Raw genomic sequence first — 20,371 nt, 5'->3', positions numbered from 1 at the left:
TCAATTTTTTTTTTTACAATAACTCTTCAATTTAAGAAAAAAATTAAAATCTACTTCTTTCGTTGCATAGCGATGATACCAATTTTTAAAATTTTTATGAATTAAATCTTTTGTAATATATGCTTGAAACTTTACAGCATCAGCTCCTGAATTTTTTGCTAAATCAACAAGTTTTTTTGCAATTTTAAAAGAACCAAAATGTCCAATTCCTGCTTCTGCAATTATATAAACTTTATTATTTTTTTTTGAAATCCTTTTTTTATTAATTATTATTTCTTTCATTATAATTTTTGATTAGATAATCTATTAATTCTACATTTTAATTATTCATATATCATTTATTTTTAATTATGTAGTAATATTAATTTTTATAAATAATTAATTTATGTTAATAGCTTTTAGTTAAAATAATATGCAATATAAAGTTTTATTTCTTGGTAGAAGCAACTGCATTCACACAAATAGATTGATTAAAATTTTAAAGAACCTTTCTAAAGTTAAATTTATTAAATCAAATTTTCCAAATGAAAAAATTAATTGGAAAACAGTAATTAAACATAAATATGACTTCATTTTTTGTTTCAGAAGTTATTTTATTTTAAATAAAAAAGTTCTTGAAAGTGTAAAAGTAGCTTCAATAAATTTCCATCCTGGAACATTAAAATACAGAGGATTTGGTGGTATTAATTTTGCATTGTTGAATAATGAAAAATATTTTGGGTGCACTGCTCATTTAATTAATAAAAAAATAGATAATGGGCCTGTTATCAAACAAATAAGGTTTAATATTAATAAATTAGAAAATTTAGACAAAATATTAATCAAGACGCATAGTGAGTTATTTAATCTTGCAAAATATTTAATAACAAAAATTTTAAAGAATATTAATATTATTCAAGAATTAGTCAAAGCTAATAAAAAATATAAATGGTCAAAAAAAATTTATAGTAAACGTGAGCTTGAAAAAATTTATCAAATTAAAAAAATAAAAAATAAAAATTATCTAAAAAAAATTATATTTGCTACATATTGTGAAAAATTCAAGCCTTATATACTATTAGATAATCAAAAATTTTTTTTAAACAAAAAAAATCTTGATTAAAAAAAACAAAATTTATTTTAAAGGAAAATACAAATCTTTTTTTAATAGAAATTCTTTAAATTTCGATTGAGAACTAAGTTTTTCAAAATCAAGACCTTCGTGGTCTTTACTCCTAGTCTTACTAAAATAATCTACATAATTTTTTGAATGAGCAGATTGGTTACCAAAAGATAAAAAAATTGCTCTCCTTGAGTTTTTATGTGGACTTGGTGAATGATAAACTCTTGGATCAAAAAAAATACAAGTGCCTGCATTAGCTTTTATTCCTTGACCAAAAATTTTTGGTAAAAAATTTATATATTTATCGTTTATTCCATATCTTTTAATTTTTTTGTGCATAAATCTTAATGCCTCTCTCCATGAAATATTATTTTTATGAGAGTTTGGTATTAAATTTAATGAAAACTTAGTTTCTTCATAAGTATTTAAATATATTCCCACACGAATTATTTTATACTTTTCTTTTTTTTCATCCCAGTCTTCTCCAGCACCAAATTTTCTAAACGGGTTATCTCTGTGGTGTTGATAATGCTTATCTTCTTTTGTTTTCATTATTGCAGAATGATATAAATAATATATTTTTTCTTTTAACAAACTTCTTACAATTTCAAGTATTCTTTCATCTGAAATTAGGGTCCAAAACTCCTCAAAATTATTCAAACCTGTTAACAAATTTCTTTTTTCTGTTATTGCTAAATCATATTCTTTATCTACCAGTTTAGAGAATTCTATTGCTTCATTGTGATCTAATAAATCTACGTGGCAAAAACCTTTATTATTAAAATCATCAACCAATTTATCTATATCAACTTTATAAGTCATTAATTGTATTTTCTAAAAACTGGTTTAATTGAGTCGCCTTCTAAATATTTTTTAACACCCCATTTAAGGGCTTTTTTGTAAATTATAAAAGATTTTTTTATTGCTTTCTTTGTAATTTCTAATTCTTTTTTTCCATGTGAATATGATATTGAAATGTAGTTTGGAAGCAAAATTCCACATTTAATCATTTCTTGCATTAATAATGTTCTAAAATCTAGTGAAACTTCATATTTTTCATTTTTACAAACAAAAAATGGTGAACAATTTATCCCTCCCATATAAATATACTTTTCAATTTTATGTTCTTTCGCCACATCATTAAATATTTTTTTTAAATTTTTTCCATAATCCCAATTTTTGTTTATTACATTATTTTTTTTAATAAATTTTATAGTTGATAAGAAAGCTGCTAATGATGACATTTCTGCACCAAATGTTGATGAAATTAGAAAAACTCTTTCTTTTTTTTTAAATTCTATTGATCCTAATTTCATAATTTCTCTTTTGCCACATAATGCAGAAATAGAAAAACCATTGGCCATTGCTTTTCCAAATGTGCTTAAATCTGGTTTTACCTTATATAAATTTTGAGCACCATGAATATCCCACCTGAAACCAGTAATCATTTCATCTAATATAAAAACAATGTTATTTTTTTTACATAATGTTTGAATTTCTTGAAGAAAATTTTTTTTTTTTTATATTCACAATTAAGTTCTCCACAACATATTTTTTTTTCAGGTTTTTTATAGGGACACTCTTGGTGTGATGGCTCCAAAACAAGCGCTGCAATTTTATTTTTATATTTCAAAATTTTATTTTTTACTTCATTAATAGAATTGTATTTAAAACTAATGGCATTTTTTAAAATATTATTTGGTATACCTCTCTTAATTGGTGTTGAAGAAATGAACCAATCATCATATGAAAAAAAAGGATGATCTTTACAAATTAAAATTTTTTCTCTTCCAGTATATGCTCTTGCCAATTTAATCGCAGCTGTAACTGCTGTAGAGCCATTTTTTGCAAATTTTACCATGTCAGCAGATTTAATTAGTTTTAGAATTAATTGTGCTGCTTCTAGCTCAACTGTAGATGGTAGTGTTAAATTATTGCCATTTTCAATACTTTTTCTAACTGCCTCCAAGACTGATTTCTCTGAATATCCAATGTTTACAGATCTTAAGCCCATTCCATAATCAAGTAATTTTTTATTTTTATCTGTATAAACATAGGCCCCCTTTCCTTTTTTTAATATAGTAGGAGCATTCGAGGGGAATTGATCAAAACCTCTGGAATAGGTATGAGAACCTCCTGGAATAACTTTTAATAATTTTTTTAAAGTTTTCTTATCCATTTTTTTTTATTATTATTTTATTAAATAATTTTTCCATAATAAAAAAATCAATTTTATCATCAGCTTCAAAGTTTTGATATTTTGGCAAAACCCATCCTTCTGTCATATTATGATAAAATGTTTTTTTTTTTAAATATAATTCGGTATCACTTACGTATAAGTTACCATCTGGGAAAAAAAAATTATCTTTAATATCTTGCCTTCTTTTTGATGTAACATTGTAGTTTTTTACAGGCAATAAATTTTTTTTTTTATTTAATCTAAATAAATAGTTTGGATGCTGATTCTCTACACGTCCTACAGTTACAAGAGTTTTTACTTTATTCTTTTTGACATATTTTAAAATTTGATCAATCTCATTTTTATGTCTTAAAGGTGAAGTTGGTTCAATCAAAACTATATACTTAAAAAAAATATTTTTTTTTTTAAAAAAATTGATTGTATGCTTTAATACGAGAAAAATTAAAGTTCTATCTTTTGCTAAATTTTTGGGTCTTATAAAAGGTACTTCAATATTATTTTTTTTTGCAATTGATATTATTTTTTTTGAGTCAGTATTCACAATTGTTTTAGATAATAATTTTGATTTTTTTGCAGATATAATTGACCAATAAATTAATGGTTTGCCATTAAAAATTTTAATATTTTTATTTTTTAAACCTTTGGAATTTTCTCTACCAACAATTACTCCTAAAAAGTTGCACATCATATTCAATTAATATAATGTAATCATTTAAAGTCAAAATATTTAATTTACATGAAAAAAGTATTTATTTCTTCTGGTGGTTTCCGTAACAAAAAAGCTACAGAAGTTATTAAAAATTTGCTGAAAGAAAAAATTTATGATGTTGAACTTTCTGGTGGCAAATATCTTAAAAAGATTGATATAGATCAAATTATTAAACAAAAAAATAAAATCCAATTAAGACCTCACAACTATTTTCCACCTCCTAAAAAAAAACTTGTAATTAATTTAGCAAGTCAAAATTTATTAATTATGAGAAGATCAATTGCTCAAATAAAAAATTCAATTTTACTATCAAAAAAATTAGGGTCAAAATATTTTAGCTTTCATGCAGGTTTTAGAATTGATCCAGATGTAAAAAATTTAGGTAAAACTTTGAATGGAAATCTATTACCTAAAAATCATGCACTTAAAATTTTCAAAAAAAATATTCTTGATTTGAATAAGTTTGCAAAAAAAAATAAGATAAAAATTCTTATTGAAAATAATGTTGTAACTAAAAATAATTTTATTAAATATGGTTCAAATCCACTATTGCTTACCAATCCGAAAGATATAATTGATTTTTTTAAAAAATTGCCAAAATCTATTGGGTTACTGCTTGATGTTGCTCATCTGAAGGTTAGTGCAAATACTGAAAAATTTTCATTTAAAGGTGCCATAAGAAAATTAAATTCAATTACAAAAGGCTATCACTTGAGTGATAATGATTCAATTGCTGACACAAATAATAAAATTACAAAAAAATCCTCTTTTATAAAATTATTAAATAAAAATTTAGATTACTATACTCTAGAAGTATATACTGAAAATTTAAAACTTTTATTAAGACAAAAAAAATTTATAGAAAAAATTTTAAATTATGAAAAATGAAATTATATTTATATTTGGTGGCTCAGGATTAATTGGCAAAACACTAATTAAAAAATTACTGACTCAAAATATAATTATTGTAAATTTTGATCAAAAAAAAACTATTTTCAATAATAAAAATTATAATTATATAAATGCAAATCTTGAAAATCTCAATCAACTTAAAAAAAAAATTGGCTTAATGATTAAAAAAGTTGGATGTCCAATTAAAATGGTTAACTGCTCATATCCAAATAAATCTACTCTAAAAAATAAACTTCATTTTAAGAAAATTAATCTAAATGAATTAACTAAAACTCTTACAGGGCACTTAGGTTCATACATTTTGTCAAGCACGATTGTTTTAAATGAAATGAGAAAAAGAGGTATGTCAGGCTCGATAGTTCTTCTTAGTTCAATTTATGGCCTTAAAGCTCAGGATCTTAATATTTATAAAAATACTAAAATTCTAGATAGTCCAATATATGCTACAATTAAAGGTGCAATTAATGCTTATGTAAAATCCGCCTGCTCTATGTATGCTAAAAATAACATCAATATTAACAGTCTTTGTCCTGGTGGTATTGAAAATATTGATGACAAAAATTTTATTGATAAACAGTTTTACAAAAATTATATAAGCAAAGTTCCAGCAAAAAGATTTGCAAATCCAGAGGAAATTTCTGAAACAATTTTATTTTTGTTAGATAAAAAAAAATCTGGTTATATAAATGGCACCAATCTACCTATAGATGGTGGGATGAATATTATATAATTTATATTTTATTAATTAATTGAATTTTGTTTTTTAAAAAAATTGTTTATCAATTTGCATACATAAGCAATCTCATAATCATTTAAGTTTACAAAGCTTGGTAATGTAATCATATTTTTTGATAGAATAATAGATTTTTCATATGTTGTTTTGTCCGATTTATATTTTTTGTAAATTGGCATTAGGCTTGCAGCAAAAAAACCTGTTCTACCATCAACACCATTAATTTTTAAATATGATATTAATTTATTTCTAATTTTTTCGATTTTCTTAAAATTCTTTAATTTTAGATAAACTAGCCAATATGAGTTTTTTACTCCTAATGAGTCTTTTGATAAATCAAAATACTCATTACTATTTAAATTTTTTTTATAAAACTTGAATATATGAATTTTTTTTTTTAAGAAATAATCAAAATTTTCTAATTGTCCAAGGCCTATAGCTGCTTGAACATTTGTCATTCTATAATTAAATCCAATTTTATTATGCCAGTATCTTTTTGTTGTAGACATTCCGTGGTCTCTTAAGCTTTTTGCATTTAAATAGTTTTTTTTATTTTTGAAAACTAGCATGCCACCTTCTCCTGTTGTGATAGTTTTGTTTGCAAAAAAACTAAATGTTCCAAAGTCACCAAAATTACCAACATGTTTGCTTTTCACATAGGTACCTAATGCTTCAGCACAATCTTCAATTAATATTAAATTATTTTTTTTACAAATTTTTTTTAATTCTATAATATTTGCAGAATGTCCATATAAATGTACAGCTATAATTGCTTTTGTTTTTTTGTTAATTAACTTCTTAATTTTATTAACATCAATACAGCATGTATTATATTCTACATCTGCCAATATAGGTTTTGCATTTGCTAAGATTATTGAATTAATTGGTGACACAAAAGTAAAATTAGGCACAATTACTTCATCATCTTTTTTTAAATTCATAGTTGATAAAGCTAAGTGTATAGCTGTAGTTCCATTGGATGTAAGAAGACAGTATTTAAATTTAAATTTCTTAGCAAAGCTTTTTTCAAATTCATTTATGAATCTTCCCCGTGAAGAAACCCATCCAGAGTTTATTGCTTCAACAACATATTTTAGCTCATTTTTTTTCAATGAGGGTTCAGATTGTGGAATTTGCCCCAATCTTCTGCTGGATGCAAAATCCAATAGAAGTCCTTTATTGGATATAATTGGAATTATTTTAAATTTCTTTATTTTTTCCTGAATTTCTAAATAATCATAGTTTTCTTTAACAAAAGAAAAATTTTTATTAGTAATTGTCTCTACATTTTTATTTAAATTAACATTTTTTAATAGAGCTCTTCTTATATCCCCATCTGTAACAGTTCCTAAAACTTTATTACTTTTAACAACAAAACAAATTCCATATGAGTTTTTTTCAATTATCTTAAGACTGTCTCTAATTGATGATTTGTAGTCAACTTTAATATTTGGTGTCACTTTAAATTCTTATTTTCAAAATGGTTTAATTTTACTGGTGCAAGAGATCTTACCTCAACTTTAAGTCTTTTATTCAAAACTTCATTCAATTGATATGGTAAAATTCCTTTATTCGGTCTTATTAACAATAAATCATTTAAATTTATCTTATACCCTCTTTTAAAATTACTTTTATAAAAAAAAGATTTTCTAGATATCTTAAGCATTTTCATTTCTTCTTTTTGGATTTTTTTTTCTGATTTGCCTAAAATTTTTTCAGTATCTCTTATATCTGAAATTAAATTCTTAAAATCATTAAAGTCTGCAGATGCTTTATGATCGGGCCCTTTGGCTTTTTTGTTGTATGTAACATGTTTTTCAATAATTTTTGCCTTTAGGGCAATTGATAAAGATGCTGCCAATGAATTTTTGCTATGATCAGAGTACCCAATTGTAATATTTTTATATTTTTTTTTGAAAAGCATTAAACAGTTCAAATTTATAGAAGAAAATTTGCAAGGATAGTTTGATACGCAATGCAATAAGGCTAGATTTTTAGTACTTTTATAAATTTTTACGATTTTATCAATTTCTTTGAATGTAGACATGCCCGTGGAAACGATGACAGGTTTGTTCGTTTTTGATAGGAATTTATGCAAATCTAAATCTGTTATATCTGCTGATGCAACTTTAAAAATTTTTACACCTAATTTATTTAAAAAATTTGCGCTCTCTAAATCATATGGCGTAGATATGAAATCAATTTTTTTTTTTTACAAAATTTAAATAACAATTTGTGATTTTTTTCAGATAGTTCTAATTTTTTTAGCATTTGGTAATGATTTTCATTTTTATTATTATTTTTTTGGTAAGGAACTTTATTTGTGTTTTTTAATGCTAAAGTATCGGCTTTAAATGTTTGAAATTTAACAGCATTTGCACCTAAATTCTTACATGATGTAATCATCTTTTTTGCAAGATTCATGTTGTTATTATGATTAACCCCTATCTCTGCAATGATATATGTTTTGTTTATTTTACTAAAACTTATCATTTATTTTTTTTTTATTACAATCATGCTTGACCATGGATGATCTGAAAAATATGGTTTGCTAAACTCCAAAGTATCAAAAACTTGATCCAAAAAAGATTTGCTTAATATTGAACTTTCAAAAAAAGGTTTTTGGTCAATTAAAGTGTAAACTTCCCTATTTTTATAATTTTTAAAAACAAAATTAGAGTTATTTTTTTTTAATCTACTAAAATAAGAAAAAGTTTTTTTACCATCAAGACTTCCTTTATCAGATCCAAATCTGATGAAAAGAGAGTCTAGATCATTCTCAAGTTTGATTCGGTCTAAATCTATTTTACTTGAAAAAAGATTTTTTAATGTTTTTTTAATCATTATTTTAATTTTTATTTTAAAATATCAATCTTATTTTTACGGATAAGGTTGATATTTTTTTTCAAAAGTTGTGAAACCTCCAAAATGCAAATTTTTTTTTATTTTATAATCATATTTCAAGTTTTTTTCTAAAAAGTTTACATTATTATATCTTCTATCAACTAATATAAAAAAATCTGAAGGTGCTGTACTTTCATAAAGTAATGCGTCTGCAGATACTATTCTTCTCTCACAATTTTGATTTAATTCTCTTGGATCATCCATTTTAAAACTTAAGCCATTAATTTTTGAGTCAACATCTAAAGGAGAGGGTCCATCTAGATATATAAAATTTGGCGAGACATTAGGTAAACTTTCATGTAATGAAGCAAGTTGATTATCAATCAGTATTGAATTAGAAGCAGAATACTTTATTTTTACGAAAGGTTTTAAATCATCATTTATTTTATTTTTAGTATTATCAAACCATTTTTTATTCCCCTCAACAGAAATTAGTTTGCCTATAAAGTTTTCTTTGGCCTTAATCTCTCTTAATGCTAGACAAATGGCAATAGTGGAGAAACCTGAGCCAAATTCTAAAATTACTTTTGGTTTTCTTTTAATGATTAGTTTAAAGAGTCGCTCGAGATCAATGAAGTTTGGCATAAACTCATTAGTCGAACCCTCAAAAAAATACTTTAAATAATCTTTCTTTTTAAAAAAAATTTTAGCTTTTTTTTTTTATAGCCTAAAAAAAAACGATCTATGATAATTTTATAAAGAACTTTCAATTTGGAAATGAAAATATGAGGAATATCTAATAACATTGTTTGAAACATATCAAATATCAAATAGTTTTTGTAAAATTTTTTTCAGTGCATAAATCAAGCCAATTGAGCTATTAGTACTGGTCAGCTACACGCATTACTGCGCTTCCACATCCAGCCTATCAACGTGGTGGTCTACCACGGCTCTATAGGAAGAACTAGTTTTGAGGTGAGTTTCCCGCTTAGATGCTTTCAGCAGTTATCTCTTCCATACTTAGCTACCCTGCACTGCGGCTGGCGCCACAACAGGTCCACCAGTGGTATGTTCAACCCGGTCCTCTCGTACTAGGGTCAACTCCTCTCAATTCTTCTACACGCATAGCAGATAGGGACCGAACTGTCTCACGACGTTCTGAACCCAGCTCACGTACCACTTTAATTGGCGAACAGCCAAACCCTTGGGACCTGCTCCAGCCCCAGGATGTGATGAGCCGACATCGAGGTGCCAAACACTGCCGTCGATATGAGCTCTTGGGCAGTATCAGCCTGTTATCCCCGGCGTACCTTTTATCCGTTGAGCGATGGCCCTTCCACTCAGAACCACCGGATCACTATGACCGACTTTCGTCTCTGCTCGACTTGTCAGTCTCACAGTCAGGCAGGCTTATGCCATTGCACTCTACGAACGATTTCTGACCGTTCTGAGCCTACCTTCGCACGCCTCCGTTACTATTTGGGAGGCGACCGCCCCAGTCAAACTACCCACCATACAATGTCTCGCTGCCGGATGACGGCTAGCGGTTAGATGTCAAGAAAAACAAAAGAGGTATTTCACTGGTGACTCCACAAAAGCTGACGCTTTTGCTTCAAAGTCTCCCTCCTATGCTAAATATGTTTTTCCTAACACCAATGTAAAGTTGCAGTAAAGGTGCACGGGGTCTTTCCGTCTAACTACGCGAACTCCGCATCTTCACGGAGAATTCAATTTCACTGAGTTGATGTTGGAGACAGCGGAGAAATCGTTACGCCATTCATGCAGGTCGGAACTTACCCGACAAGGAATTTCGCTACCTTAGGACCGTTATAGTTACGGCCGCCGTTTACTGGGGCTTCAGAAGTTAGCTTGCACCAACCGCATTAACCTTCCAGCACCGGGCAGGCGTCAGACCCTATACATCCACTTACGTGTTAGCAGAGCCCTGTGTTTTTGATAAACAGTCGCTTCTCCCTGGCTTGTGCCACCCTTCTATAGTTGCCTACAAAAGGGTCTTCCTTATCCCGAAGTTACGGAAGCATTTTGCCGAGTTCCTTCAACATCATTCTCTCAAGCGCCTAAATATACTCTATTAATCTACCTGTGTCGGTTTCGGGTACGGTCTTCATGATGGAGCTATTTCTTGGGACCTCTTCGCGGCAAGTTCAATCCATTAAGAACTCACAACTTACGAAATCCGTCACTACCATCAGGTCAAGGAATATTAACCTTGTTTCCATCGACTACGGCTTTCGCCCTCGCCTTAGGTGCCGACTAACTCTACGCGGATTAACCTTGCATAGAAACCCTTAGATTTTCGGCGACGAAGTTTTTCACTTCGTTTATCGTTACTTATGTCAGCATTCGCACTTCTGATACCTCCAGGATCCCTCACGGGTATCCCTTCGCAGGCTTACAGAACGTTCCGCTACCCCTTACAAAGTTCGAAAACTTTGCAAAGCCACAGATTCGGTACATGATTTTAGCCCCGTTACATCTTCGGCGCAGAAACTCTATTAGACCGGTGAGCTGTTACGCTATCTTTAAAGGATGGCTGCTTCTAAGCCAACCTCCCGGCTGTTAAGGAATTTCCACATCCTTTCACACTTAATCATGATTTTGGGACCTTATCTGGTGGTCTGGGCTCTTTCCCTCTCGACCATGGACCTTAGCACCCACAGTCTGTCTGCCGAAGAACAATGTCTAGCATTCGGAGTTTTATTAGGTTTGGTAAGAATCTCTTCCCCCTAGCCCATTTAGTGCTCTACCTCTAAACATCTATTTATTCGACGCACTACCTAAATAGTTTTCGCGGAAAACCAGCTATCTACGAATTTGGTTGGCCTTTCACCCCTTACCACAAGTCATCCAAAGACTTTTCAACGTCAACTGGTTCGGTCCTCCGGTTGGTGTTACCCAACTTTCAACCTGCTCATGGTAAGCTCATTCGTTTTCGGGTCTAATTCATTAAACTAATCGCCCTATTAAGACTTGCTTTCGCTGCGCCTACACCTAGATGGCTTAAGCTTGCTTAATAAATTAAGTCACTGACCCATTATACAAAAGGTACGCCCTCACCCTAAAAAGGGCTCGGACTGATTGTAGGCATGCAGTTTCAGGTTCTATTTCACTCCCCTAATAGGGGTTCTTTTCACCTTTCCCTCACGGTACTAGTTCACTATCGGTCACTGAAGAGTATTTAGGCTTAGAGGGTGGTCCCCCTATATTCGAGCAGGATTTCTCGTGTCCCGCTTTACTCAAGAATTTTGTTAGACATTACTCATACGGGACTATCACCCTCTATGGTTAGCATTTCCAAACTATTCAAATTTTTCTAACAAAACTACTGGCCTACTCCGCGTTCGCTCGCCACTACTAACGGAATCTCAATTGATTTATTTTCCTCTGGTTACTTAGATGTTTCAGTTCTCCAGGTTGTCTCTTTAAACCTATGTATTCAGTTTAAAGTACCACATAAAGTGGTGGGTTTCCCCATTCGGAAATTTTCGGATCAAAGCTTACATACAGCTCCCCGAAACTTATCGCAGTATATCACGTCCTTCATCGGCTTTCAGTGCCAAGGCATCCACTACACGCCCTTAAACGCTTGATTTATGCACAGAAAAAAATTCTTTTAACAGAAAATTTATCTATGTTGTGATCAAATTTTTATTTTGAACATTAAATAATAACTTTTAATGTTCGGATATAGATATTGATATAAATTATTTTTATTTACAATTTTAATAACTAAATGTTTCCTGGTGGAGGATAGCGGGATCGAACCGCTGACCTCCTGAATGCAAATCAGGCGCTCTCCCAGCTGAGCTAATCCCCCAGTTAAGTATGGTGGGCCGAGAAAGACTCGAACTTTCGACCCCACCCTTATCAAGGGTGTGCTCTAACCAACTGAGCTACCGGCCCTACAAGAAGGAAACATTACTTTAAGAAGAGAAATGAGGACGGTCAACATTACCGATGTATATTATTTAGAGTGAAATTTTACTTTCACTCATCCTTAGAAAGGAGGTAATCCAGCCGCAGGTTCCCCTACGGCTACCTTGTTACGACTTCACCCCAGTCGCTGACTATACCGTGGTCAAGGGTTTAAAACCTTGCCTTAAGGTAGAACCAACTCCCATGGTGTGACGGGCGGTGTGTACAAGACCCGGGAACGCATTCACCGTGGCACGCTGATCCACGATTACTAGTAATTCCAGCTTCATGCACTCGAGTTGCAGAGTGCAATCCGAACTGAGGCATCTTTTCGGGATTTGCTTAACGTTGCCGTTTTGCTTCCTGTTGTAGATGCCATTGTAGCACGTGTGTAGCCCAACACGTAAGGGCCATGAGGACTTGACGTCATCCCCACCTTCCTCCAGCTTATCACTGGCAGTTCTTTCAGAGTGCCCAACTTAATGATGGCAACTAAAAGTGAGGGTTGCGCTCGTTGCGGGACTTAACCCAACATCTCACGACACGAGCTGACGACAGCCATGCAGCACCTGTGTTTCGTCCGGCCGAACCGAAAACTCTAATCTCTTAGAGTCGCGACGAACATGTCAAGTGTTGGTAAGGTTCTGCGCGTATCTTCGAATTAAACCACATGCTCCACTACTTGTGCGGGTCCCCGTCAATTCATTTGAGTTTTAACCTTGCGGTCGTACTCCCCAGGCGGTGTGTTTATCGGTTTCCCTGCGACACTGAAAATAAATTTCCAACGTCTAACACACATCGTTTACGGCATGGACTACGAGGGTATCTAATCCTCTTCGCTACCCATGCTTTCGTTCCTCAGTGTCAGTAATGATCCAGAAAGCTGCCTTCGCAATTGGTATTCTTTCTAATATCTACGAATTTCACCTCTACACTAGAAATTCTGCTTTCCTCTATCATACTCTAGCTGAAAAGTTTTAATGGCAGTTCCAGAGTTAAGCTCTGGGATTTCACCACTAACTTTTTCAACCACCTACGAACTCTTTAAGCCCAGTAATTCCGAACTACGCTAGGTCCCTTCGTATTACCGCGGCTGCTGGCACGAAGTTAGCCGGACCTTCTTATTCGGGTACAGTCATTTTCTTCCCCGACGAAAGAGCTTTACAACCCAAGGGCCTTCTTCACTCACGCGGCATCGCTGCATCAGAGTTTCCTCCATTGTGCAAGATTCCCCACTGCTGCCTCCCGTAGGAGTTTGGGCCGTGTCTCAGTCCCAATGTGGCTGATCATCCTCTCAAATCAGCTATTGATCATAGTCTTGGTAGGCCATTACCCTACCAACAAACTAATCAAGTGCGGGCTCATCCAATGGTGCATAAAGCTTTCTCCGTAAAGACTTATCCGGTATTAGCACAAGTTTCCTCGTGTTATTCCAGGCCAAAGGGTAGATACCCACATGTTACTCACCCGTCTGCCACTAAGTATTGCTACTTCGTTCGACTTGCATGTGTTAGGCGTGCCGCCAGCGTACGTTCTGAGCCATGATCAAACTCTCAAGTTAAAAAACGGCGCACACTAGCTTCATATATAAATTGTAAGAATACAATCCATACGATTTTGAAGTGTGTACGACAAATTTTGGTAACCTTAACCGTCCACACTTCTCTTCTTAAATTTTTACTTTTTAAATAGCTAATTGGGTTTAAAACGCCCAATAATCCTCACTAATTTATTGAATAAACAATAATTTTATTGAGAAAGTGTGCTGCTTATAAGCTAAAATAAAAGTAAATCAAGCTTTTAGCATTTAAATAAATCAACAAATACATCAGTAAAAACAAGGTTTTTTTTGATTTTTTGGTATTACTAAATTAATAATTGAAAATTCCAAATGATATTTAGTCTAAATAAATTAATTAAATTAGTAAAAAAGAATACTGAGATATTCTTACTTTTTTTATTGCTAATTTTTTCAATTTTTAGCACCACAATTTATAATAATAAAAAATTAGAAACTTATAATAATTATAAAGAAGTAATAAATAATATTTATTTTCAAAAAAGCTTAAAGCAAATTTTTAATAATCTTAAGCCTAGATATAAAAATATTGATCATAAAATATCTAGTGGTGAAACATTTGATAAAATATTAAAAAACTATTCTATTCCAAGTGAAGAAATTTTAAATATCAAAGAAAATTTAAATTCAAATTTTAAGTTAAGCAATCTAAAAACTGGTTTTGATATAAAGTTTACAATTGATCAATCAAATAATAAAAAAATTACATCTTTTTTATTCCCTGTATCTAGAACTGAAAAAATTTTGTTAACTAGAAATTTAGATACAGATAAGTTTGAAAAAAAAACAATTATTACAAACTTAAATAAAAAAATTATCTTTAAAGAAGGAAAGATTTTACAAAGTTTATATAAAACTGCCATTGATCTAAATATTCAGCCCAACATAATAATTGAGTTTGCAAGGATCTATGGTTTTCAAGTTGATTTTCAAAGAGACATTAGAAAAAATGATACTTTTCAAATTATGTATGAGGTATTTGAGGATGATAATGGAAAAGTGTTTGAAACTGGAAATATCATTTTTGCAGATTTAAAACTAAGTGGCGTAAATAATACTTTGTATTATTTTGATAAAAAAGGAAATGAAGGACACTTTGATCAAAATGGAAAGAGTGTTGAAAAAGCTTTAATGAAAACTCCTATTAATGGTGCTAGACTTTCCTCTGCTTTTGGAATGAGAAAACATCCAATAGATGGTTATAATAAAATGCACAGAGGAACAGATTTTGCAGCACCAATGGGCACACCTATTATGGCGTCAGGAAGTGGTGTTGTTACCAGAGCAAGATGGTGTGGTGGCGGTGGAAACTGTGTGAAAATAAAACATAACTCAACATATGAAACTATTTATGCTCATATGAAAAACTTTGCACGAGGGATTAAAGAAGGTGTCAGAGTTAAGCAGGGTCAAATAATTGGCTATGTTGGCTCAACAGGAAAATCTACTGGACCCCATTTACATTATGAAGTTTTAGTAAATGGAAAGCAAATCAATTCACAAAAACTAAAGCTACCTTCTGGAAAAACTCTTAAAGGTAAAAATAGAGAGTTGTTTGAGGTTGCTCGAATTAAATTGGATGTTTTAAAGTCAGAGCTTATTATTGGCTTGAATTAAATTGCTGCAGATTTTTTTTCTATAGTTTTTTTCTCAATTGTTTTTGAAGGCTTTTTTAATTCTGTTTCTTGAGTATCTTTTTGAGCAATGGATGCTTCTATTTTAGCTTCTTTTACAATCTGATCTGCTGGTGCAATAGGTTTTACCACCTCTGTTGGAGATGAATTTACTCTTGCCATTCTAAGACTTTCTTGTTCTTTTTGAACTCTTGTAAAGTGATCAGCATGTTGAAAATAATTTTCAGATAAAATCTTATCCTCATTAGCCAAAGCTTCTCTTGCTAAATCATTGTATTTTTCAATTAGTTTAACAGCATTATGATTATTTCTACCTGGAACTTTTCTTTGAAAATTATCATTATTAGAAAATTTTGATCCTTCATTGTTATTTCTAAATGAGGGTCTTCTGTTATTATTATTTCTAAATGGAGGTCTTCTGTTGTTATTTGTATTATTGCTTCTAAATGTTACCATAATTATATTTTTAATTTATATTTTAGTGCTGATTATGCAGCGATCATTATTGCCATAGTCTCTTACAGCTTTATTTATATAAAAACCCTCTTGTTTTAATATTTCTTTAACTTTATTTTTTTGATTAAAACCTATCTCTAAAATAAATTTACCATTTTTTTTTATCAGACAGTTTGCTTTATTAATAACTTTTCTGATTTTTGAAAAACCATCAAATCCCCCACTCAAAGCTAATTTTGGTTCAAAATTAACAATTTCTTTTTCCAAATATTTTAAACTTACAAATTTAATATAAGGAGGATTTGAAACAATTATATCATATTTGCCCGTAGTGAAATTGTCAACACTAGAGTGAAAAAATTTAACCCTATTTTCTAAATTTAGCTTTTTTGCATTGAATTTACTCACATTTATGCTTTTTTTAGAAATATCTATTCCTGTTCCATAGAAATATTTTCTTTCTTTTAATATTGATAACAAGATACATCCTGATCCTGTTCCTATGTCTAAGACTTGAAGATGAGTATTTTTTGAATATATTTTTAATACCTCTTCAACTATTAATTCTGTATCTGGTCTTGGAATTAAAACATCCTTATTAACAAAAAATTCATCATTCCAAAATTCTTTTTTATTTATCAAATAAGCTATGGGTTCTCCTTTTTTTCTTTTTTCAATAAGACTCTTAAAATCATTTAATTGCCCATCATTTAAAATTTGTTTTGGATTTAGGATGATATATTTTTTATCTTTATTAATTGAGTTAGATAATAAAATTTCACAATCAAGCTGTGGATTTGACACACCACTTTGCTTTAAAGTATTGATTCCCTCTATTAGAATATTTTCTATATTCATTTCTATGTGAGATTGCTTAGTTTTTCTTCCTGTGCTTGGAGAGTTAAAGTTTCAATCATTTCATCAAAAGCTTCTCCTTCTAAAAATTCTTCAAGTTTATGTAGTGTTAAATTGATACGATGATCAGTAACCCTTCCTTGAGGAAAATTATAAGTTCTAATTCTCTCTGATCTGTCTCCAGTACCTATTTTACTTTTTCTATCCTGTGATCTTTCTTGATCTATTCTTGATCTTTCTAAATCATAAAGTCTCGATCTTAAAATTTTCATTCCTTTAGCTTTATTTTTATGTTGAGATTTTTCATCCTGTTGAGAAACTGATAAACCTGTTGGAATATGGGTTATTCTCACTGCACTATCAGTTGTATTAACAGATTGCCCCCCTGGTCCTCCGGCTCTAAAGACATCAACTCTCAAATCAGAATCATTGATTTTTACATCAACTTCTTCAGCTTCTGGTAAGACGGCTACTGTTGCAGCAGAAGTATGAACTCTTCCTTGAGTTTCTGTATCTGGCACTCTTTGAACACGGTGTACTCCACTCTCATACTTTAGAGTTGAGTATATATTCTTTCCTCTAATGGAGGCAATAACTTCTTTAAGACCTCCCGCTTCACTCTGGGACATACTTATTAATTCTAATTCCCATTTTTTTTTATTACTAACTTTTTCATACATCTTAAAAAGATCTGAAGCAAATAAACTAGCCTCAAGACCACCCGTACCAGCTCTAATTTCTATAATAGCGTTTTTTTTATCAGCTTCATCTTTTGGTAGTAAAAATAATTTTAATTTTTTTTCAATTGTTTCATTCTCTGACTTAAGATCTTTCAACTCTTTTTCTGCCATTCCTATAAATTCGTTATCACTACTTGGATCTTCTAGAATTTTTTCTAAATCTTTTCTTTCTCCTTCATATGAAAAATATTTTTTAGCATCATCTATTACATCATTTAAATCAGAGTACTCTTTAGATTTTTCAGCAAATACTTTTTTATCAACTTCACCAGTTGACAATTCTTTTTCCAAAGCAGAATGTTTAGAGATTAAATCTTCAATTGTTTTCAGAGGTATCATTATAATTTTTTATCAAGTTCAGCAGCTTTTTTTTCAACTTCTTTAACAACTCTTGATATTATATCTTCTGATAAAACTTTTTCACTTTGAATGCCAGATAAATAAAGCATATTGTTTCCTTTGCCACCACCTGTTATTCCTATATCAGTCATCGCAGCCTCACCTGGTCCATTAACCACACATCCAATAATTGATAAAGTTAGAGGAGTTTTTATATGTGAAAGTTTTTCTTCTAAGGTTTTGACTGTATCGATTACTTGAAATGCCTGTCTTGCGCAAGATGGACAAGAAATAATCTTTACTCCCCTATTTCTCAAATTTAATGATTTAAGTATTTCATTGCCTATTTTAATTTCTTTGACTGGGTCGTCGGATAGAGATATCCTTATAGTGTCTCCTATACCATCTAATAAAAGTGAACCTAGGCCTATAGATGATTTAATACTTCCCGAAACAAAACCACCTGCTTCGGTAATTCCTAAATGCAAAGGATAATCTGTAACTTTTGAGAGTTGTCGGTATGCCGCCATAGATAAAAAGATATCTGAAGACTTAACACTAATTTTAAAGTTAAAAAAATCTTGATCTTCTAGTATCTTTATATTTCTTTGAGCACTTTCAACTAAAGCTTCTGGACATGGTTCTTTATATTTGTCTAAAATATCTTTTTCAAGAGATCCGGCATTAACACCAATTCGAATAGAGCAGCCATTATTTTTGGCAGCACTTAAAACATCGTGAATTTTTAATTTGTCTCCAATATTTCCTGGATTAATTCTTAGACATTTTGCTCCATTTTCAGCTGCTTCTATAGCTCTTTTAAAATGAAAGTGAATGTCGGCTATAATGGGTACAGAAACATACTTGGTAATTTCTTTAAGTGCCATTGAAGATTCTTGATCTGGGCAGGAAACTCTTACAAGATCAGCTCCCTCTTCATGAATATCATTTATTTGTTTTATAGTAGCCTGAATATCTGTTGTCAAAGTATTGGTCATTGATTGAACAGATATAGGATTGTCCCCACCAACCTTAACATCACCTACATTGATGACTTTAGTTTTTTTTCGATGGATATCTCTAAATGGTCTAAGGCTCATTAATTAATCTAATTTAAATTCTTTATGAAGTGCTGCTACAGCTTTTTTTATTTGTTTATTAGAAATTAAAACTGAGATTTTAATTTCAGATGTTGAAATGACCATAATATTAATTTTTTTAGAAGCTAATGCTTGAAACATTCGATAAGTAATTCCAGGAGTAGTAATCATGCCCACACCAACAATGGAAACCTTCGAAACATTGTTGTCATATGAGAATTTTCTAAAAGAAATTCTTTTATTCTTTTTAATTATTTTTTCAGTCTTTTTCAAATCCTCAGATTTAATTGTAAATGTTAGATCTGTTTCTTTTCCATTTAATGATATATTTTGAACAACCATATCAACATTAATTTGATTTAGTGATAATGGTTTAAAAACAGCTGCAGCCACACCTGGTTTATCTTTAACACCTACTATTGTAACTTTTGCATCATTTTTTGTAGATGTAATTCCTGTAATTATTTGATTACTAAATATTTTTTTAGTTCTGGTAATTAATGTTCCTCTTTTTTTTTCAAAAGATGATTTTACTGAAAAATTTATATTATTTAATTTAGCATCTTGTACTGAAGTTGGCTGCATAACCTTTGCCCCAAGTGATGCCATCTCTAACATCTCATCGTATGAAATTTTAGAGATCTTTTTTGCTTTTGAATAATTTCTTGGATCTGTTGTATAGACACCATCTACATCAGTATAAATATCACATGCATCTGCATTGAAGAATTTTGCAAGCATTATGGCTGAAGCATCTGTTCCTCCTCTGCCAAGTGTTGTTATTCTACTATCTAAATTAATTCCCTGAAAACCAGTTATGATAGGAATACCACCTGTTTTCATAAAAGTTAGTATTTTAGTTTTATTGATTTTACTTATTCGTGAAGCGCTATAAGGACCTTCAGTAATTATTGGAAGTTGCCAAGACATCCATGATCTTGCTTTCAAACCTAAATGTTTAAGTCTGCCAGCAATTAATGCACACGCAGCTTGCTCACCTGATGAAAGTAAAACATCATACTCTGCAGAGTCAAAATTATTGCTTAATTCTTCTGTTTTTCTAATAAGATCATTAGTGGTTCCACTCATTGCAGAAGAAACCACAATAACATTAAGTTTTTTTCTTTTATATGAAGAAATTATTTTTGCTACTTTTTTTATTCTATCTATATTTCCAACAGACGTTCCGCCAAACTTTAATACTACAATTTTCATTGATAATTTTGTTTAAT

At 30.6% G+C, this 20,371-nt stretch carries 15 protein-coding genes, 2 tRNA genes, 2 rRNA genes and 2 pseudogenes; 4 read left to right on the top strand and 17 right to left on the bottom strand.

Annotated features, from left to right (window positions below; translation table 11 throughout):
- Positions 1-282 carry an N-acetylneuraminate synthase family protein gene (locus AC5SL8_RS00710; protein ID WP_494580092.1) on the bottom strand — a complete coding sequence of 94 codons (282 nt, stop codon included), beginning with the start codon at positions 280-282 and terminating at the stop codon, positions 1-3.
- A gap of 130 nt (positions 283-412) precedes the next feature.
- Here AC5SL8_RS00710 and AC5SL8_RS00705 point away from each other — a divergent pair, with 130 nt between their 5' ends.
- Entirely contained in the window at positions 413-1,102 is a 690-nt protein-coding gene (locus tag AC5SL8_RS00705) for a formyltransferase family protein (RefSeq protein ID WP_494580090.1), read from the top strand.
- A 12-nt stretch (positions 1,103-1,114) separates the two neighbouring features.
- Here the strand turns inward: AC5SL8_RS00705 and AC5SL8_RS00700 are convergent, their stop codons facing one another.
- The 3 genes and pseudogenes from AC5SL8_RS00700 to AC5SL8_RS00690 form a co-directional block, all read right to left on the bottom strand.
- Positions 1,115-1,924 (bottom strand): phytanoyl-CoA dioxygenase family protein, encoded by an 810-nt coding sequence (locus tag AC5SL8_RS00700; RefSeq protein ID WP_494580089.1) that lies wholly within the window; start codon positions 1,922-1,924, stop codon positions 1,115-1,117.
- Positions 1,924-3,281, bottom strand: a pseudogene (locus AC5SL8_RS00695) (glutamate-1-semialdehyde 2,1-aminomutase). Before AC5SL8_RS00695 ends, AC5SL8_RS00700 begins: the two are co-directional and overlap by 1 nt.
- Positions 3,274-3,990 (bottom strand): acylneuraminate cytidylyltransferase family protein, encoded by a 717-nt coding sequence (locus tag AC5SL8_RS00690; protein ID WP_494580087.1) that lies wholly within the window; start codon positions 3,988-3,990, stop codon positions 3,274-3,276. Before AC5SL8_RS00690 ends, AC5SL8_RS00695 begins: the two are co-directional and overlap by 8 nt.
- A 48-nt stretch (positions 3,991-4,038) precedes the next feature.
- Between AC5SL8_RS00690 and AC5SL8_RS00685 the strand changes: the two genes are divergently transcribed.
- Positions 4,039-4,899, top strand: a complete 861-nt coding sequence (locus AC5SL8_RS00685) for a sugar phosphate isomerase/epimerase family protein (protein ID WP_494580085.1) — start codon at positions 4,039-4,041, stop codon at positions 4,897-4,899.
- Positions 4,889-5,653 carry an SDR family oxidoreductase gene (locus AC5SL8_RS00680; protein ID WP_494580083.1) on the top strand — a complete coding sequence of 255 codons (765 nt, stop codon included), beginning with the start codon at positions 4,889-4,891 and terminating at the stop codon, positions 5,651-5,653. Before AC5SL8_RS00685 ends, AC5SL8_RS00680 begins: the two co-directional genes overlap by 11 nt.
- Positions 5,654-5,664: 11 nt before the next feature.
- On the opposite strand, the gene AC5SL8_RS00675 is transcribed toward AC5SL8_RS00680, so the two are convergent.
- From AC5SL8_RS00675 to AC5SL8_RS00640, 8 genes and pseudogenes are all read right to left on the bottom strand, one after another.
- Positions 5,665-7,116, bottom strand: a complete 1,452-nt coding sequence (locus AC5SL8_RS00675; RefSeq protein WP_494580081.1) for an aminotransferase class I/II-fold pyridoxal phosphate-dependent enzyme — start codon at positions 7,114-7,116, stop codon at positions 5,665-5,667.
- Positions 7,113-8,062 (bottom strand): annotated as a pseudogene (locus tag AC5SL8_RS00670) (N-acetylneuraminate synthase family protein). The gene AC5SL8_RS00675 and the pseudogene AC5SL8_RS00670 overlap by 4 nt, the downstream one beginning before the upstream one ends.
- A gap of 87 nt (positions 8,063-8,149) precedes the next feature.
- On the bottom strand, positions 8,150-8,500 hold the full coding sequence (locus tag AC5SL8_RS00665; protein ID WP_494580079.1) for a hypothetical protein: 351 nt from the start codon (positions 8,498-8,500) through the stop codon (positions 8,150-8,152).
- A gap of 36 nt (positions 8,501-8,536) precedes the next feature.
- The gene (locus AC5SL8_RS00660; protein ID WP_494580078.1) at positions 8,537-9,145 is read right to left on the bottom strand and encodes a hypothetical protein; all 609 of its coding nucleotides are present in this window, start codon (positions 9,143-9,145) and stop codon (positions 8,537-8,539) included.
- Positions 9,146-9,359: 214 nt separating this feature from the next.
- Positions 9,360-12,113 (bottom strand): 23S ribosomal RNA (locus AC5SL8_RS00655).
- A 149-nt stretch (positions 12,114-12,262) separates the two neighbouring features.
- Positions 12,263-12,338, bottom strand: a tRNA-Ala gene (locus tag AC5SL8_RS00650).
- A 9-nt stretch (positions 12,339-12,347) separates the two neighbouring features.
- Positions 12,348-12,424 (bottom strand) — tRNA-Ile (locus AC5SL8_RS00645).
- Between the two features lie 98 nt (positions 12,425-12,522).
- Positions 12,523-13,997: ribosomal RNA gene (locus AC5SL8_RS00640) — 16S ribosomal RNA — on the bottom strand.
- The 16S and 23S rRNA genes sit together here with 2 tRNA genes alongside, the layout of an rRNA operon.
- 330 nt (positions 13,998-14,327) lie before the next feature.
- Between AC5SL8_RS00640 and AC5SL8_RS00635 the strand changes: the two genes are divergently transcribed.
- Positions 14,328-15,632 carry a M23 family metallopeptidase gene (locus AC5SL8_RS00635; protein ID WP_494580076.1) on the top strand — a complete coding sequence of 435 codons (1,305 nt, stop codon included), beginning with the start codon at positions 14,328-14,330 and terminating at the stop codon, positions 15,630-15,632.
- On the opposite strand, the gene AC5SL8_RS00630 is transcribed toward AC5SL8_RS00635, so the two are convergent.
- The 5 genes from AC5SL8_RS00630 to AC5SL8_RS00610 are packed head-to-tail and all read right to left on the bottom strand — an operon-like array spanning position 15,629 to position 20,354.
- Entirely contained in the window at positions 15,629-16,105 is a 477-nt protein-coding gene (locus AC5SL8_RS00630) for a DUF4167 domain-containing protein (protein WP_494580074.1), read from the bottom strand. The two genes, AC5SL8_RS00635 and AC5SL8_RS00630, sit on opposite strands and share 4 nt — an antisense overlap.
- Before the next feature lie 15 nt (positions 16,106-16,120).
- Positions 16,121-16,963, bottom strand: a complete 843-nt coding sequence (gene prmC / locus AC5SL8_RS00625) for a peptide chain release factor N(5)-glutamine methyltransferase (RefSeq protein ID WP_494580073.1) — start codon at positions 16,961-16,963, stop codon at positions 16,121-16,123.
- Positions 16,964-16,965: 2 nt separating this feature from the next.
- Positions 16,966-18,039 (bottom strand): peptide chain release factor 1, encoded by a 1,074-nt coding sequence (gene prfA / locus AC5SL8_RS00620; protein WP_494580072.1) that lies wholly within the window; start codon positions 18,037-18,039, stop codon positions 16,966-16,968.
- On the bottom strand, positions 18,039-19,139 hold the full coding sequence (ispG, locus tag AC5SL8_RS00615; RefSeq protein WP_494580070.1) for a flavodoxin-dependent (E)-4-hydroxy-3-methylbut-2-enyl-diphosphate synthase: 1,101 nt from the start codon (positions 19,137-19,139) through the stop codon (positions 18,039-18,041). The genes prfA and ispG overlap by 1 nt, the downstream gene beginning before the upstream one ends.
- A 3-nt stretch (positions 19,140-19,142) precedes the next feature.
- Positions 19,143-20,354 carry an aspartate kinase gene (locus AC5SL8_RS00610; protein ID WP_494580069.1) on the bottom strand — a complete coding sequence of 404 codons (1,212 nt, stop codon included), beginning with the start codon at positions 20,352-20,354 and terminating at the stop codon, positions 19,143-19,145.
- Between the last annotated feature and the right edge of the window lie 17 nt (positions 20,355-20,371).

The sequence above is a fragment of the Candidatus Pelagibacter sp. PS_41 genome, from assembly GCF_059417725.1.
Note: the sequence above shows the minus strand (reverse complement) of the source record. Positions and strands in the feature narration are given on the sequence as shown.

Bases quoted from the DNA above. Each gene is read 5' to 3' on its own strand.
- AC5SL8_RS00630 (WP_494580074.1), bottom strand. From the start codon at position 16,105: ATGGTAACATTTAGAAGCAATAATACAAATAACAACAGAAGACCTCCA.
- prmC (WP_494580073.1), bottom strand. From the start codon at position 16,963: ATGAATATAGAAAATATTCTAATAGAGGGAATCAATACTTTAAAGCAA.
- AC5SL8_RS00685 (WP_494580085.1), top strand. From the start codon at position 4,039: ATGAAAAAAGTATTTATTTCTTCTGGTGGTTTCCGTAACAAAAAAGCT.
- AC5SL8_RS00660 (WP_494580078.1), bottom strand. From the start codon at position 9,145: ATGCCAAACTTCATTGATCTCGAGCGACTCTTTAAACTAATCATTAAA.
- AC5SL8_RS00705 (WP_494580090.1), top strand. From the start codon at position 413: ATGCAATATAAAGTTTTATTTCTTGGTAGAAGCAACTGCATTCACACA.
- AC5SL8_RS00610 (WP_494580069.1), bottom strand. From the start codon at position 20,354: ATGAAAATTGTAGTATTAAAGTTTGGCGGAACGTCTGTTGGAAATATA.
- AC5SL8_RS00665 (WP_494580079.1), bottom strand. From the start codon at position 8,500: ATGATTAAAAAAACATTAAAAAATCTTTTTTCAAGTAAAATAGATTTA.
- AC5SL8_RS00680 (WP_494580083.1), top strand. From the start codon at position 4,889: ATGAAAAATGAAATTATATTTATATTTGGTGGCTCAGGATTAATTGGC.
- AC5SL8_RS00690 (WP_494580087.1), bottom strand. From the start codon at position 3,990: ATGATGTGCAACTTTTTAGGAGTAATTGTTGGTAGAGAAAATTCCAAA.
- prfA (WP_494580072.1), bottom strand. From the start codon at position 18,039: ATGATACCTCTGAAAACAATTGAAGATTTAATCTCTAAACATTCTGCT.
- AC5SL8_RS00635 (WP_494580076.1), top strand. From the start codon at position 14,328: ATGATATTTAGTCTAAATAAATTAATTAAATTAGTAAAAAAGAATACT.
- AC5SL8_RS00700 (WP_494580089.1), bottom strand. From the start codon at position 1,924: ATGACTTATAAAGTTGATATAGATAAATTGGTTGATGATTTTAATAAT.
- AC5SL8_RS00710 (WP_494580092.1), bottom strand. From the start codon at position 282: ATGAAAGAAATAATAATTAATAAAAAAAGGATTTCAAAAAAAAATAAT.
- ispG (WP_494580070.1), bottom strand. From the start codon at position 19,139: ATGAGCCTTAGACCATTTAGAGATATCCATCGAAAAAAAACTAAAGTC.